Here is a 15,038-nt window from a genome sequence, read left to right as displayed (position 1 = left end):
GGTTGCATCACTCCACCGGAAGATAGACGGCGAGGACGTATTTGCCCTTCGTCGGATGCCCGTCCTGCAGCTTGAAGGTGGCGACACCGGGATTTTCCAGCGGGTGTCCGGCCGGTTGGAGAGCGGTTCCGAAGCCGAAGTCGTCGACGGCACCCGGCTGCGAGGGGTCGGTGCTCAGATACATCCCGGTCACGCCGGCCACGTCGCCGGAGACGGCCTTCGAGGCTCCGAGGCTGGTGCTGCCGGCGCCGAAGACGTACGGCTTGTCGGTGGGGACATTGATGGAGAACTGCCGGGTGGTCGCCGCGTCGGCCGTCTTCAGGTCAGCCAGCTTGTAGGTGTAGCCGTTGGCCTCGATGAGCTCGTCCACTGCGACGCTGCTGCCGTCCGGTGCCGTGACGATCTGCTGCGGTCCCTGGAAGTACACCCCGAAGGCGATCCGGGCGTCCTTGACGGTCACCGGCCTGCCCTTCAGATCCACCAGGGTGGCGGTGGCCTGAACCGTCTCGGTCGACGCAGGCCAGGGGAGCGAGGAGCCGCTCGCTGTGCCGACGTCGGTGGTGTCGGCGAAGCAGTTGGTGACCCGCGCCGGGCCGGTCCCGATCCGCACCGAGATCGTGTACGGCGGCTGCTGGTCCTCACCGTTGTTCGCTGTGCAGAAGGCCTTCAGGACCAGAGGCGCACCAGTCGGCTTGAACCGCACCTGGACCGAGTTCTGGCCGGGATCGCCGATGGCAGCCGCTGCCAGGGTGTTGCCACCGACCTTGGCGCGGAACCGGATGCCGTCCTTGCTCTGGTCACCGGGTCCGGCGGCCGGGATCCGGGTCGGCACCAGCTCGTACGGATCGATCGTCGGGATCGGGGTGTCGTAGATCCCCAAGGCCAGTTGGGCGCTCGAGTCGCCTTCCCGGCCGGAGGCCTGGTCGTAGATGGAGACCTTGACCTCGGCCGGCTTGCCGATCGGGGCGTCGACCCAGAGGGCGTTGGCCGGAGTGAGGAGCTGGGTGGCGGTACCGCTCTCGTTGGTGCCGGTGATGCAGTCGAGAGAGGTGACCTTGTGGCCGTTGACCCAGATGCGGATCGACTTCGCGGCGGAGGCGGTCGAGCGGCAGATGCTGCGCAGCGTCACGTTGTTCGTCGCCGGGGTCCAGGTGAAGGTGAGTGGGCTCTGGCCAGGCTTGCCGATCCAGGCTTTCTCCAGGCGGTCGTGGCCGACCGTGCCGTGGAAGGTGATGCCGTCCTTGGTGTAGTCGGCGGGCGGCGGCTGGGCCGGGTCGGGCGTTGTCGAGGTGAGGCTGGGTGCGATCAGGCCGGCCGCCAGCAGGGCGACGACGGCGGTACCGCCGAGGGCGCCGGCGATGCGGCGTTGCTTGGTCCGGCGGATCTTGCGGTAGGCGCCGGAGACCAGGTCGGTGGGGTGGGTGTCGGCCTCGGTGGCGCGGGCTTCCAGCTCGGCGCGTAGGTCGGTGAGGTTCATCGGCTGACCTCCTGGTCGGCAGGGGTGCCCGCGAGCAGGGCGGGGTCGAGGCGGAGTTTGGCGAACGCCTTGCTGGTCTGGCTCTTCACCGTGCCGGCGGAGCAGCCCAGGATCCGGGCGGTCTCGGCCTCGGAGAGGTCCTCGTAGAACCGCAGTACGACGACCGCGCGTTGCCGCCGGGGGAGTCGCTGCAGGGCGCGCCAGATGTCGGTCGGCTCTTCGGCCTGCGCCGGTGCGGGGTACTCCGGGAGCTCGTCGGTGGGCTGCTCCCCGTTCCAGCGCCGCCGCCACCAGGTGGCGTAGGTGTTCACCATGATCTTGCGGACGTAGGGCTCGGGATCACCGCCCTCGATCCGGCTCCAGGCGAACCAGGCCTTGGCGAGCGCGGTCTGCACGAGGTCTTCGGCCAGGGCGTGGTCCGAGGTCAGTAGATAGGCCGTGCGCAGGAGTTTGCGCGATCGGGCCATCACGAAGGCGTCGAAATTCTCCGTTGCGGTCACCTGGCGCCCCGTCCCCCGTGCACGCAGGGTGAGCGTGCTGTCGTCGATGGTCACATGATGGCTGACCATCCGGTCCGCAGAATTGGTTGCCCGTTCGTCGAAAAGTTTCCGCTGAACCCTGGTCAAAGGTAGATAGTGACGCAATTCTGGCCGTGACCACGCGTTCCGTCCCTCGCGTCCGGAGGTAACCCCCATGCTCAGCAAGAGACTTCCCAGGATCCTCGCCGTACTGGCCCTGTTCGCGGCGATGCTCGCGACCGGCGTCACCACCTCGATCGTCACGGCGACCAAGGCGCATGCCGACGGTTGCTACACCTGGAGTCGCACCCTCACCGAGGGCACCAGCGGTGAGGACGTCCGGCAGTTGCAGATCCGGGTGGCCGGCTACCCGGCGTACGGAGCTCATATCGCCACCGACGGGATCTTCGGGCCGGCCACGAAGGCAGCCGTCCAGCGCTTCCAGACGGCGTACGGGCTCACTTCCGACGGGGTTGCCGCCGCTTCGACGTACAGCAAGATCTATGCCCTGCAGGACGACGACTGCACGCCGATCCACTTCACCTATGCCGAGCTCGATGACGGCTGTGGCGGTAGCGGGTACGACGGTGGGCCGCTGTCCGAGGCGGCGACCAAGGCCAACGCGCTGCAGACCATGTGGCAGCTGGAGGCGCTGCGGCATGCCCTCGGTGACCAGGCGCTCAACATCAGCAGCGGGTTCCGCAGCATCCCCTGCAACAACTCGGTCGGCGGCGCGAGCAACAGCCAGCACCTGTACGGGCGGTCGGCCGACCTGACCGGCTCGCACTCGTTCTGCACGATGGCCAAGCAGGCGCGCTACCACGGCTTCGGCGGCATCTTCGGCCCTGGCTACCCCGGCCACGACGACCACACCCACGTGGACATCCGCACCACCAACTCCTGGTCCGCCCCGAACTGCGGCATCTGACCGTCGAACCCCTGTCAACGAGTCCGCCACCCGCACGCCGAAGGCCTGCGGCTGGAAGATGCCGGCCCCGCTCACTGGGCGCGGGAAAGTCGTACGACAAAAGCTGCCCCGGCCTACGCCGGTCCCGCACCGCACCGTTCAGGTACGAGATCCGGGAAGCAAGGTCGGCCAAGGTGGTGGGAGCCTTCGAGTTGAGCAGCGGCCCCCTTGATCCGAAGAGATGCCCGACGTTCACTTTCACCAGCCGTTCGGGCTCCGGGCGCTACTTCGCCGGGCGACAACCAGGAGGACAACTGCGAGGACGGCGAAGATCGCGTTGCCTATGAGGTCGACTGTCTTCGGAGCGTCGAAGACCGGGGACTCGGGAAAGGCATGCCAGGCGTAGGTGAGGAGTGCGCCGCTCGCCAGCGCAAGCACATGCTGCTTGGTCCACGACTCACTGCGAGACCAGTACAGGATCACTAACGTCGCGACCACCCAACCGACCAGGTAGATCGAGGCGGTCAGCCACCCGTTGAGGTCGAGGTTGTCCAGGAGCATGAACGCCGAGGTCACCGCCAGCGAGATCAGGCCGGCGAGCCACACCGCAGGCACCCCTCCGGGCCTGCGGATCGTTTCCTTCGTTCCGAGCCGCGCCGCTAGACCGATCAGCGCGAAGAAGACCAGCGCGACGCCGGTGAACTGCGCCGGCGATGCCACGAAGGAGTCGTTCTTCAACTGGATCAGCGTCGTCGCGGCGACGCCGATCACGAACAGCACGCTCATCACCCACAGACCGACCTTGCCGAGCCAAGGTTCGCGCGGTCGCTTGGACACAGCTTCCACCAGCACGATCGGGACCGTGATGCTCCAGACCGTGTGCAGGGTGAGGACGAACAGCGTCCACGGCGCTCCCATGCCGAGGAAGCCGATGTGCCCGGGATCAAGCAGCCGCAGATCCGCGTAATTCGGATTGAAGAGCGACTGCGTGGTCACGCCTTCCTCCAGTACGCCGTACGCGAGCGCCAGCGCGAGGATGCTCGGATAACCCCAGCCCCGGCGCCGGACGAACTCGCGGATCAGCACCGCGCCACCGCCGTACAGGGGGGCCAGGCCGATCACCGCGAACAGTGCCGTGATCGGCAGATTCCCGAGCAGGAACTCGGCCACCAGCGGCGACAAGAAGAACAACCCGATCGCCGGCCAGAACCGCCGCTTCGTCTTCATTCGGTGACAGCCTCCTCCACTCGGTGACCCCCTCACTCTCGTTGCCGAGAGCCGAGCAGTCCGATGCCGTCCGTCCTGACCTAGGCCTGATGGATGTCATGCCCGCTGGCCGCGAGCAGCCGGTCCGCCTGCTTCAGGAGGCGGGGGAAGCCGGCTGCGTCTGCCAGTTGTCTGGCTTGCCGGAGATCGTCCACTCCGGCCTCGCCGCGGATCATGCCGCGGGTGATCAAGGCCTCTGCTCTGGACCACCGGTTGTTCCCAGCCAGCTCGAGCGCTTCGTTGGCCAGCTCGAGTGCCTCGCCGGGTTCCCCCGTCGCCGCGAGTGAGAGAGCCAGTTCGACTCGCACGCTGACGGCGACCTGCCGGTTGGTCAGCGGCAGCGCGGTGCGCAGGTCGGCCTGCGCCGCCTCGTGATCGCCCATCGCCCGCAAGGCGGAACCACGATTGCCGTACCCCGAGAGCGACTGTCGCTCGGTCACCGCCAGCCCGATGCATTCGGTCGCCGTGGCCACCGCGGCCGTCAACTCACCGGCCAGGTACTGCACGTAGGACAGATTGATCAGAATCGTTGCCGTCAGCACCGGATTGGTGGTCAGCCGCCGCGCCTGGGACAGCACCTTGGCGGCCGGGCCCAGCTCGTCGCGCAGCAGGTGGGCGACCCCGAGATTCGACAGCACTGAAGGCTCTGCGTCGGAAAGGCCCGACCGGCGGTAGCAGTCCAGCGCCTCGTACCACTGCTTCAGACCCGCCTCCGAATCTCCGACAGTGTGCGCCAAGACCCCTAGGCTCTGCAGCAGTATCCCTTCAGCAGCAACGTTCCCGGCCTCTCTCGCCGCTGCGAGTCCGGCTTCGGTCACAGCTCGCCAGGCGCCGGTCGGCAACTCCTCGATGAAGTACTGCCGAAGCAGGTCAGCCAACTGCCAGCTGTGCTCAGGCGAGACGCGAGCGACCGCGACGATGTTGTCCAGCTCCTGGTTGACCCAGGCCCTTCCTGCTGGCCCATCAGCGAACGGCTGATGTTCCACCGGCGCCCGGGGCAACTGCACTGCGTGCGCCAATCCGAACTGCATCGCCGCGTCCGTAGTACTCACGTACCAGTCGAACAAACCCTGTACTGCGGTGTCCGGCTCCTCAGCAGCTCTCTCTGCCGCATAGAGCCTCACCAGATCGTGGAACTGGTACCTGTCGATCGACATCCGCTGCACAAGGTTGGCCGTGACCAGGGCTTCCAGCGCATCGTCCGCATCTCCCCCCGTCAGCGCAGCAGCGGCCGCCGCAGAGAAGTCCGCACCAGGAACCAGCCCGAGCAGGCGGAACAGGTGCTGCGCGTCCGGCTCCAACCCCGCATAGGAAAGATCAAAAGCAGCCCGTACGGCGTTCCGCGGGTCGCCGCTGATCGCCAACTTGCTGAGGCGGTTCCCTCCGCGCAGTTCACCGACATACGCCGAGATCGGAACGCCACGGCGATTGGCCAAGTTCGCAGCCGCGATCCGAAGCGCCAGTGGAAGGTAGCCGCAAAGCTCGATCAGCTCAGCAGCAGCAGCCGGTTCAGCGTGGATCGCCTCCGCGCCCAGGAACCGAGTCAACAGATCATCGGCCTCGCCGGGCGACAGCACCTCGAGTGGCAACAGGGCAGCGCCGTCGAGCACCAGGCCGTGCAGATTCGATCGACTGGTCACCAGTACGACGCTGGTGCCGCTACCCGGCAGCAACTGGCGGACCTGATCGGCGTCAGTGGCGTCGTCGAGCACCAGCAGCACTCTCCGATCGGCCAGCCGTGACCGCAGCGCCGCCGACCGCGCCTCGGCGCCATCCGGAATCGCCTGCCCTGGCAGGCCGGACTGCCGCAGCAGGGCGGCCAGCACATCGCCAGGAGTGGAGTCGCGGAGCCGGACGAACCACTGACCGTCAGGAAAGGCAGCCGCCAACTGGTAGGCGATCCGCACGCCCAGGCTGGTCTTCCCGACACCTGGTGGACCGCTGACCACGAGGATCCGCCGGCCGTCCGCGACCCCATTCAATGCCTCTTCGACCAGCCGGTCCCGCCCGACGAAGCCGACCGTCTGCAGCGGCAGCTGGGCAACGGTCACCCACCCGTCACCAGAGTCGCTGCAGGCCGGTGGTTCGAGTTCGCCGGTGAGCACACCTTGCCGGATCCGGCGGAGTTCCGGGCCGGGGTCGATCCCCAGCTCCTCGGCCAGCGCGTCCGCGAGGCCGTCGTACGCCGCCAAGGCCTCGGCCTGCCGGCCCGACCGGTACAGCGCGATCATCAGCTGACCATGGAAGCGTTCGCGCACCGGATACTCCCGCACCAGCGCAGTCAACGGCGCGATCAGCGTCGTGTGCTCGCCGAGTGCGAGCAGAGCGTCGTGGAGCTGTTCGATCGCAGCCAGGCGTTCCTCGGCCAGCCGGGGCACCTCGTGCCGGCGCAGCGAATCCGACTCGACGTCCGCGAACGGCTCACCCCGCCAGCAGCCGAGTGCCTCGCGCAGCAGCTCGGCCGCGACCTTCGGGTCGTTCGCATCGGTTGCCTCGGCCACCAACCGGTGAAAGGTCTGCAGGTCCGTCGGCTCGACGTTGATCAGGTAGCCGTTGGGCCGGGTCTGGACGACGTCGGCGCCGACGTACTTGCGCAGCCTGGCGACGTAGTTCTGCACCGTCGGCTTCGGATTCGAGGGTGGCGAGTCGCCCCACACGGCGTCGACGAGCTCCGACGCCGAGAGCACCCGGCCAGGCCGGGCCAGCAGCACCGCGAGCAGAGTCCGCACCCGGGCGGGCGGGATCACGATCAGCCCGTCGGCTGCGATCGCCTCGACCGGACCAAGGATCTTGAACTCCACAACACTCCCGTCGACCTTGCCCCTGTCCTATTGTGCCGGACGGTGCGTCCACGCCGGTTCCGTGAAAACATCCGGGCATGGCCAACTACGCCGACCATCAGTTGAGCATCTACGTGCAGGGGATGTTCTCCGACACCCGGCCGGAGATCACCACCGACCTGTCCCGGCTGGAGTCCCAGGCAGCGGCGAACCTGTCCGCCGAGGCGATGGGTTACATCGTCCCGAGTGCGGGCAGTGGCTCGACCGCACGGGCGAACCTGGCCGCCTTCGACCACTGGCGGCTGGTCCCGCGGATGCTTCGCGGCAGCACGGAGCGGGACCTGTCCTGCACGGTCCTGGGCACCAAGATGCCCGCGCCCGTGCTGATCGCGCCGGTCGGCGTACAGACGCTCGCGCATCCCGAGGGAGAGCTGGCGACCGCGCGGGCCGCGAATGCGCTCGGCTTGACCTACACGCATTCGACGCAGGCCAGCCACTCGTTCGAGCAGATCGAGGCGGACAGCAAGTGGTACCAGCTGTACTGGCCGACCGACAAGGACGTCTGCCTCAGCTTCCTGCAGCGAGCCAAGGCCAGTGGGTACTCCGTGCTGGTGCTCACCCTCGACACCGGGACCATCGGCTGGCGCCCGGCCGACCTGGATCGTGGCTTCCTGCCGTTCCTCAAGGGCGAGGGACTGGCCAACTACTTCAGCGATCCCGCGTTCCAGGCGAAGCTGGCCAAGCCGATCGCCGACGACCCGGCCGCCGCGGTGATGCACTGGGCCCAGCTGTCCCAGAACATCGGCCTGGGCTGGGACGAACTGTCCTTCCTCCGGGACAACTGGGACGGCCCGATCGTGCTCAAGGGCATCACCTCGGTCGACGACGCCAAGCTGGCCGCCGAGCACGGTGTGGACGGCATCGTCGTGTCGAACCACGGCGGCCGCCAGGTCGACGGAGCGATCGCGGCCCTGGACGCGCTGCCCTCGATCGCGGACACGGTCGGCGAGCAGGTCACCGTCCTGTTCGACTCCGGCGTCCGCACGGGTGCGGACGCCGCCAAGGCCCTTGCCCTGGGCGCCAAGGCGATCCTGCTCGGCCGCCCGGTGCTGTACGGCCTGGCGCTGGCCGGTCAGGCCGGCGTCGAGCACGTACTACGGTGCCTGCTGGCCGAGCTCGATCTCACCCTCGCCCTCTCCGGCTACGCCAATCATCGCGAGCTGAACCGCGACTCGGTCCGGCCCACGTGAAGGCCGTAGTCTTCGATCTCGACGACACCCTGTTCGACCACACCACCTCGGCCACCAACGCGGTTCGGAGCTGGGTCACGGAACTCGGCGTCACACCGACCGACGAGCTGATCGCGCAGTGGTTCGAGATCGAGCGGCGCAGCTTCGACGCCTGGCTCGCGGGCACCCTCACCCATCAGGGGCAGCGCCGGGCCCGGCTCCGGGAGTTCCTGCCGCTGCTCGGGCAGCCGGTGCCGGCGACGGACGGCGAGCAGGACGAGACCTTCGAGTTTTTCCTCGGCTGGTACCGGCGGAACTGGGCCGCCTTCGCCGATGCACGCCCGGCACTGGAAGTTGCCCAGAGCAACGGTTGGCGGATCGGCGTACTGACCAACGGCAGCACGCTGCAGCAGAACGCGAAGCTCGAGCAGATCGGGTTGGCCGAGTTGGTCGACGTGGTCTGCACCTCACAGAGCCTCGGGTACAGCAAGCCCGCAGTACAGGCGTATCACCTGACCTGCGAGGCGCTCGGGGTGGATCCGTCGGAGACGTTGATGATCGGCGACAACCTCGACCTCGACGTCCTCGGTGCGCGCGCTGCCGGGCTGACCGCGGAGCACTTGGACCGGGCCGCCGGAATCACGTTGGGCGAGCTGATCCGTCGTACGGGGTGAGCAAGGCCGAGACACCGGCCCGGACGATCTCCTCTGTCGGCTGTTCGAGCTGCGGCAGCGACATCGCGAGGAAGAGCGTTCCGTTGAAGAAGTTCATCAGCGCCCAGGCGTCCCGCTCGGTCAGTTCGACGCCGGCTCGCGCGCACAGCTTCACCAGCATCTGCCGCATCGACAGCGCGACCAGGGTGAGTTCCTCCCGCAGCGCCGGCCGGTGACTGCTCTCCAGTAGCAGGGCCATCATCGCCAGTTGCTTGGGGCGGTCCCGGTGCAGCGCGTTGTGGACCGCGACCACGAAGGCTTCGACGAGTTCGGCCCGGTCCAGGCCGTCCGAGACGAGGTCGTCGAGCATCTTCATCCGGATCTCCTTGACCCGGTCGACGACGCCCAGCAGCATCGCCTCCCGGGTCCGGAAGTAGCGCGAGGTGGTGCCGTCGGGCTCACCGGCGGCCGCATCGACCGCCCGATGGGTGAGCCCTCTGATCCCCGTCTCCGCGAGCACGCCGATCGCGGCATCGGCAAGCGCAGCCCGCCGTTCGGTGTTCACCGGCCGCATCGCTCACCTCCCGTCGTGCCGTAACTCAGCTACCCAGCCAGCTGGCCCAAGCCGACCGCTGTCGCAAGTGCTCAGCTGTTCCCCTCGGGTCATGTTACGGACAGCCGAACGGGAAAGCCGCTTCCGGCAACCTGGGAAAGGTTGCGCCCCGTTTGTGCGTGAGGGTTGGCAGCTTCCAGCCTGAGGTGGGTGAGACAATCAGGGGTGATCAGTTCAGTGACTCCTGACGGGCGGGTTGGGGCGCGGCGTGTCGGGTTGGCGTTGCTGGCTCTGGCGACCGGTGGGTTCGCGATCGGGACCACCGAGTTCGTGACGATGGGGCTGCTGCCGCAGATCGCCGACGGGGTGCACATCTCGATCCCGACGGCGGGGCACGTCGTCTCGGCGTACGCGATCGGGGTGGTCGTCGGTGCGCCGCTGATCGCCGCGCTCGGCGCCCGGACCGGCCGGAAACGACTGCTGCTGGGGCTGATGGCGGTCTTTGTCCTGGGCAACGTTCTCTCGGCCGTTGCAGGAAGCTACGAAATGCTGATGGCGGCCCGGTTCCTCACCGGCCTGCCGCACGGTGCGTTCTTCGGGATCGGCGCGGTGGTCAGCTCGTCGATGGTGCCGGCGAACCGGCGGGCCTGGGCCGTCTCGATGATCATGGTCGGCCTGCCGGTGGCGAACATCGTCGGCGTCCCGCTGACCACGCTGCTCGGGCAGCGGTTCGGCTGGCAGCTGCCGTTCCTCGCGGTCGGCGTACTCGGCCTGCTGACCCTGGTCGCGGTCTGGTTCTGGGTCGCGCCGCAACCGGTCGGCAACGACGTCAACGTCCGCAGCGAGCTGAGCGCCCTGGCCAAACCTCAGGTCTGGATGGCGCTGCTGGTCGGCATGGTCGGCTTCGGCGGCATGTTCGCGACGTACTCGTTCATCACCCCGACGATGACGGACCTGGCCGGCTTCAGCGAGGCCGCGGTGACGATCGTGCTGGCCGTCTACGGCATCGGCATGACCGGCGGCACCCTGGTCGGCGGCCGGCTCGCCGACCGGGCACTGATGCGCAGCCTGTACGGCGGGTTGGTGGCGGTCACCATCGTGCTCGGCACCTTCGGGTGGCTTGCGCACTCCAAGGCCGGCGCGCTGGTCGGTGTGTTCGCGATGGGGTTCAGCGCGAGCATCCTGATCCCGGCGCTGCAGACCCGGTTGATGGATGTCGCGCACGAGGGCCAGTCGCTGGCGGCCTCGCTCAACCACTCGACGCTGAACGTCGCGAACGCTCTCGGCGCCTGGCTGGGCAGCATCGTCCTCGGCGCCGGCTACGGCTACGAATGGCCGAGCCGCGTCGGCGCAGTACTGGCTGTCGCCGGACTGGTGCTCGCGGTCGCATCGGGGTTGATGGATCGGCGTACCAGTGCATCCGCGGCAGTGGAGAGCTACCCTCGGCGCCGCGAACGGCAAGCCCCTGACTGAGGGCGACCGCTACATCTACCCACTACAAACCACCGGTAGGACGAAGGTCGGCGTCTCCTCCTACCAGGTCGTGAACTATCCGGCAGCCTCGCCTTGGTCGAGCTGCTCGGACAGCCCGACCAAGATCCCCTCGGGACCGCGGACGTAGCAGAGCCGGAACAGGTCCTCGTACCTGGTGATCTCGCCGACGACCTCGCCGCCCTGCTTGCAGAGGCGGGCAACGGTGTCCTCGATGTCGTCGACGGCGAACATCACCCGATACATCCCCAAGGTGTTGTGCGGTGGTTTCTGCGAGCTGTCGCCGAGCGGTGCGGGGCTCCGGTACTTCGCCAGCTCGAGCCGGCTGTGGCCGTCCGGGGTCTTGAGCATCGCGATGTCACAGCGGACGCCTTCGAGTCCGACACACTGGTCCGCCCAGGAGCCTTCGATCTGCGCTTCGCCCTCCAGCTCCATGCCGAGCTCGATGAAGAAGGCGACGGCGGCCTCGAGATCGTCGAAGACAATCCCGACATTGTCCATCCGTTGAATCGTCATACTGCTTCTCCATTCAGCTGTCGGTGCGGAGGCGGTCGTAGAGGAGGCAGAGAGCGCCGCTCTTTGTGCCGGTCGAGTCGGCCAGGTGCCACGACGTACCGTCGAGGCCGGTGGGGAAGAAGGCGGCGCCGTCGCCGACGATTTCCGGGGCCAGGGTGATCGACAGCCGGTCCAGCTGGTCGGCCTCGAGCAGGTTCTGGATCACGCTTGTGCTGGCCAGCACGATGATGTCCCCGCCGTCGGACTCGCGCAGCTCCTTCACCGTGGTCGCCGGGTCAGCGGTGGCGATCCGGGAGTTCGACCAGCCGGCCTCCTTGAGGGTGGTCGAGAACACCACCTTCTCGACCTCGTTCAGCCAGCGGGAGAACTGCCGGTCGACTGGATCCGCGTCAGGCATCTCGGCCACTGCAGGCCAGAAGCCGCCGAAACCCTCGTAGTTGTTGCGGCCCAGCAGGGCGGTCGTCGCCGTACTCGTCACCCGGATCATGTGCTCACGGGCCGCGGGGGTGGTGGCATGCGGGACGATCCAGCCCATGTCGTACGGGCCGCCCCGGCCGGCCACCCGGCCGTCCAGCGACAGCGTGATGTTCCCGACCACGGTGCGTGCAGGGGTGCTCATGGTGTCCTCCTCCGTACGCCGGACCTCCCGGCGACGTTCACCAGGGTGGTTGCGGAGGCGGTGCGACCGGCAGATGACGATGTGGACAGTCGGAGATGACAGATGTCATCGACGGGTGTGGATTCGCGGATCTACCGGCGTGCGCGGGTGGTCGGGCAGGGTGGCGGGGGAGGAGGGTAGATGGCGATCGTGCTGGATCTCCGGCGGCCGAAGGACGTAGTACGGCCTGCCGGCGGCATAGCGTATGGGGCTGTGACTCCCGACCGGACAGTGAGCCGAGCGGCGTACTCGGACCGCATGGTCCGGTTCATCGCCTTCGCACCGCTGCTCGCTTCGAGCCTGATCGCCTTTGTCCAGGTCACCAATGTCACCGGAAGCCCCGGCCGGGTCGCGACCGTCGTCGCTCTCGCCTGCTGCATGATGGCGGCCAACCTGCACCATCTGTGGGCGCTGGCGCATGCCGAGCGACCGCGAGCGGCAGGCTGGACGCTCGCCGTGGTGTTCGTCGCCTATGCGGTCGGGATGCCACTGGCCGGTGTGACCTGGCCGCTGATGGGCGTGCACTTGCTGGTGTCGGTCGTGATCGTCCTGCGGCGTCCCTGGTCGCTGCTGATCGGCTCTGGGCTAGGGATCGCGATCCTGGTCGTCGTCCAGGTGTTCTACCCAGGGACCAATCCACTCTGGACGACGGTGGTGATCCTCGACCGGTCCGGTGCCTGCCTGGCGCTGGCCTGGCTCTCCGCCGCGCTGCGCCAGCTGCTCGCTGCCCGCGAGGAGCTGGCCGTTCAGGCCGTACTCCGGGAGCGGATCCGGATCGACGCCGAGCTGGCCGAGACCGTCGGCACCGCCCTCGGAACCATCGCCGGCCGGGGCGCCGCCATCAGCCGGCTGGCCGGCCAAGACCCCGCGCTCGCGGCCGAACAGCTCCACGCTCTGGTCGACGGATCGCGGCAGACGCTGGCCGAGACCCGCCGGATGATCAGGACCTATCAGCGCGGGTCGCTCGGCGCAGAGCTCGACACGGCGGTCGCGCTCCTCGGCGCCGCCGGGATCCAAGCCCGGCTTGTGCTTCCGGACGGAGGGCTCATCGAGGGCGCGGACGACGCCTTCGCGGCCGAACTCCGCGCGGTCGTCGACCGCTTGCTGCACGACGGCTCGGTACGCAGCTGCCGGCTCCGGGTGGTCCACGCGGCAGGCGGGCTGCAATTGCTCGTCGACGCCGACGGCTCAGGGCAGGTGGAGTCGGCATGACACCGGACTCGCTGCTCTGGATCACCCGCCGGGCGCCGTGGGTGATGCTCGGCCTGCATCTGACCATCGTGATGCTGCCTCTGGTCCTGGTGACGACCGGTGGGACGGAGGACCACGGCGCTGGGGAGATCGCGTTCGCCGTACCGGCGCTGACCGCGATCGCCTTCCTGCAGCTGCGGCATGTCCAGGCTGCGGCCCGTGGTTCGCGGCCGCGCGGATGGCGGTGGTCGCTGGCCGCTCTCGCCGCCCTGGCCTACCTGCCGATGATCTGGATCGGGGCCGATTGGGCCGCCACCGGCATCCTGCTGGCTTCTTCGAGCATGCTGATGCTTCCCGGGCACTGGCGGTTCACGGTCGGATTCGCCGTGCCCTTCGTGATCAACACCGGCTGGAACCTGGTGCTGGCCTTCGGCCTGCTGGGGACCGGCCGGGGCGCCGTGGTCGGAACCAGCTACCGGCTGGCGGTGATCGGGATCTACTGGGTCGGCATCCAGTTCGTCTTCATCTTCGCCCTGTACGGCGTGGTGCGGCTGGTCCAGCTGGTCAACGAGCTGTACGAGACGCGGTCCGAGCTGGCCCAGCTGGCGGTCGACCGGGAGCGGGTCCGGGTGTCGCGGGATCTGCACGATCTGCTCGGCCAGAGCCTGTCGGCGATCTCGCTCAAGGGCGACCTGGCGATCCGGCTGCTGCCGATCGATGCCGCCGGGGCCGAGGTGGAGGTGGCCGGCCTGACCGAGGTGGCGCGCACGGCGCTGCGCGACGTACGGGCGATCACCCGGGACGAACACGAGGTGTCGTTGCGGGAGGAGATCGCGGCGGCCGCTGCGCTGCTGGCTGCCGCTGGGGTGGATGCGCGGATCTCCGACGGTGGCTACGAGTTGCCGGCGCCGGTCGAACAGGTGGTGGCGTGGGCGGTGCGCGAGGGGACCACGAACCTGTTGCGGCACAGCGACGCGTCGTACTGCGAGATCGGGCTGAGCCGGATCGGCAGCCGGGTCTCGCTGGAGATGGTGAACGACGGCGTACGGTCGGCGGTGAGTGCCGACGGCAGCGGGATCGCCGGACTGCACGAACGCGCGGCGGCGCTGGGTGGACGGGCAAGTATGCAGGCGACCGGGAACACCTTCCGGCTGGCCGTCATTCTGGAGGTCGGATGATCAGGGTCCTCATTGCCGAGGACATGCACATGATCCGCGGCGCACTCGTTGCTCTGTTGTCCTTGGAGCAGGACATGGAGGTGGTGGCGGAGCTCGATCGTGGCGACGAGATCGTCGCGGCCGCACTGCGGACCTTGCCGGATGTGGCGGTGCTCGATATCGACCTGCCCGGGCTCGACGGGCTGACGGCTGCTGGTGAGCTGCACGAGAAGTTGCCGTCGGCAAAGATCTTGGTGCTGACCGGGTTGAGTCAGCCCGGCGTGCTGTTGCGGGCGTTGCAGGCGCATGTCCGTGGGTTCATCGTGAAAGATGCTCCGGCGGAGACGCTGGCGGACGGCGTACGGCGTGTGCATGCGGGCGAGCGGGTGATCGATCCGGACCTCATCGCCGCTGCTCTGGAGACCGGGACGAGTCCGCTGACGGCGCGGGAGGCCGACGTACTGCGGGCCGCCGAGTCGGGGCTGCCCACTGACCAGATCGCGACCCGGTTGTCGTTGTCGTCCGCCACCGTGCGCAACTACCTGTCGAACGCCATCACCAAGGTCGGGGCCCACAACCGTCTCGATGCGATCAGAATCTCCCGCAACGCCGGCTGGCTCTGAGTGTTCTGAAGCGCGACCC

General features: G+C 68.2%; 14 protein-coding genes. 7 read left to right on the top strand and 7 right to left on the bottom strand.

What is annotated here, in order from left to right; genetic code table 11:
• Positions 1–7: 7 nt before the first annotated feature.
• Both ABZ004_RS03520 and ABZ004_RS03515 read right to left on the bottom strand, forming a co-directional pair.
• Positions 8–1,477, bottom strand: coding sequence for a hypothetical protein (locus ABZ004_RS03520; protein ID WP_355678162.1), 1,470 nt, complete (start codon positions 1,475–1,477; stop codon positions 8–10).
• Positions 1,474–2,103 (bottom strand): SigE family RNA polymerase sigma factor, encoded by a 630-nt coding sequence (locus tag ABZ004_RS03515; protein WP_355678161.1) that lies wholly within the window; start codon positions 2,101–2,103, stop codon positions 1,474–1,476. The genes ABZ004_RS03520 and ABZ004_RS03515 overlap by 4 nt, the downstream gene beginning before the upstream one ends.
• A gap of 67 nt (positions 2,104–2,170) precedes the next feature.
• Between ABZ004_RS03515 and ABZ004_RS03510 the strand changes: the two genes are divergently transcribed.
• The gene (locus ABZ004_RS03510) at positions 2,171–2,923 is read left to right on the top strand and encodes a D-Ala-D-Ala carboxypeptidase family metallohydrolase (protein ID WP_355678160.1); all 753 of its coding nucleotides are present in this window, start codon (positions 2,171–2,173) and stop codon (positions 2,921–2,923) included.
• Positions 2,924–3,160: 237 nt separating this feature from the next.
• On the opposite strand, the gene ABZ004_RS03505 is transcribed toward ABZ004_RS03510, so the two are convergent.
• A complete protein-coding gene (locus ABZ004_RS03505) occupies positions 3,161–4,129 on the bottom strand; it encodes a hypothetical protein (protein ID WP_355678159.1) in 969 nt (322 codons plus the stop codon).
• An 80-nt stretch (positions 4,130–4,209) separates the two neighbouring features.
• A complete protein-coding gene (locus tag ABZ004_RS03500) occupies positions 4,210–6,969 on the bottom strand; it encodes a BTAD domain-containing putative transcriptional regulator (RefSeq protein WP_355678158.1) in 2,760 nt (919 codons plus the stop codon).
• Between the two features lie 77 nt (positions 6,970–7,046).
• Here ABZ004_RS03500 and ABZ004_RS03495 point away from each other — a divergent pair, with 77 nt between their 5' ends.
• Positions 7,047–8,198, top strand: coding sequence for an alpha-hydroxy-acid oxidizing protein (locus tag ABZ004_RS03495; RefSeq protein WP_355678157.1), 1,152 nt, complete (start codon positions 7,047–7,049; stop codon positions 8,196–8,198).
• Positions 8,195–8,851 (top strand): HAD family hydrolase, encoded by a 657-nt coding sequence (locus ABZ004_RS03490; RefSeq protein WP_355678156.1) that lies wholly within the window; start codon positions 8,195–8,197, stop codon positions 8,849–8,851. Before ABZ004_RS03495 ends, ABZ004_RS03490 begins: the two co-directional genes overlap by 4 nt.
• Here the strand turns inward: ABZ004_RS03490 and ABZ004_RS03485 are convergent.
• The gene (locus ABZ004_RS03485; protein ID WP_355678155.1) at positions 8,817–9,404 is read right to left on the bottom strand and encodes a hypothetical protein; all 588 of its coding nucleotides are present in this window, start codon (positions 9,402–9,404) and stop codon (positions 8,817–8,819) included. The two genes, ABZ004_RS03490 and ABZ004_RS03485, sit on opposite strands and share 35 nt — an antisense overlap.
• 204 nt (positions 9,405–9,608) lie before the next feature.
• On the opposite strand from ABZ004_RS03485, the gene ABZ004_RS03480 reads away from it, so the two are divergent.
• On the top strand, positions 9,609–10,856 hold the full coding sequence (locus ABZ004_RS03480) for an MFS transporter (RefSeq protein ID WP_355678154.1): 1,248 nt from the start codon (positions 9,609–9,611) through the stop codon (positions 10,854–10,856).
• A 75-nt stretch (positions 10,857–10,931) separates the two neighbouring features.
• Here the strand turns inward: ABZ004_RS03480 and ABZ004_RS03475 are convergent, their stop codons facing one another.
• On the bottom strand, positions 10,932–11,390 hold the full coding sequence (locus ABZ004_RS03475; protein WP_355678153.1) for a VOC family protein: 459 nt from the start codon (positions 11,388–11,390) through the stop codon (positions 10,932–10,934).
• Between the two features lie 13 nt (positions 11,391–11,403).
• Positions 11,404–12,009 (bottom strand): dihydrofolate reductase family protein, encoded by a 606-nt coding sequence (locus ABZ004_RS03470; RefSeq protein WP_355678152.1) that lies wholly within the window; start codon positions 12,007–12,009, stop codon positions 11,404–11,406.
• A 180-nt stretch (positions 12,010–12,189) separates the two neighbouring features.
• On the opposite strand from ABZ004_RS03470, the gene ABZ004_RS03465 reads away from it, so the two are divergent.
• The 3 genes from ABZ004_RS03465 to ABZ004_RS03455 are packed head-to-tail and all read left to right on the top strand — an operon-like array spanning position 12,190 to position 15,019.
• On the top strand, positions 12,190–13,260 hold the full coding sequence (locus ABZ004_RS03465; protein WP_355678151.1) for a hypothetical protein: 1,071 nt from the start codon (positions 12,190–12,192) through the stop codon (positions 13,258–13,260).
• Positions 13,257–14,417: a histidine kinase gene (locus tag ABZ004_RS03460; RefSeq protein ID WP_355678150.1), complete on the top strand. Its 1,161-nt coding sequence runs from the start codon at positions 13,257–13,259 to the stop codon at positions 14,415–14,417. Before ABZ004_RS03465 ends, ABZ004_RS03460 begins: the two co-directional genes overlap by 4 nt.
• Positions 14,414–15,019 (top strand): response regulator transcription factor, encoded by a 606-nt coding sequence (locus tag ABZ004_RS03455; RefSeq protein ID WP_355678149.1) that lies wholly within the window; start codon positions 14,414–14,416, stop codon positions 15,017–15,019. Before ABZ004_RS03460 ends, ABZ004_RS03455 begins: the two co-directional genes overlap by 4 nt.
• Positions 15,020–15,038: the final 19 nt, after the last annotated feature.

This window comes from Kribbella sp. NPDC006257 (genome assembly GCF_040613535.1).
Classification (GTDB): domain Bacteria; phylum Actinomycetota; class Actinomycetes; order Propionibacteriales; family Kribbellaceae; genus Kribbella.
The sequence above is the reverse complement of the archived record's forward strand: the minus strand, read 5'-3'. Positions and strand labels throughout refer to the sequence as shown.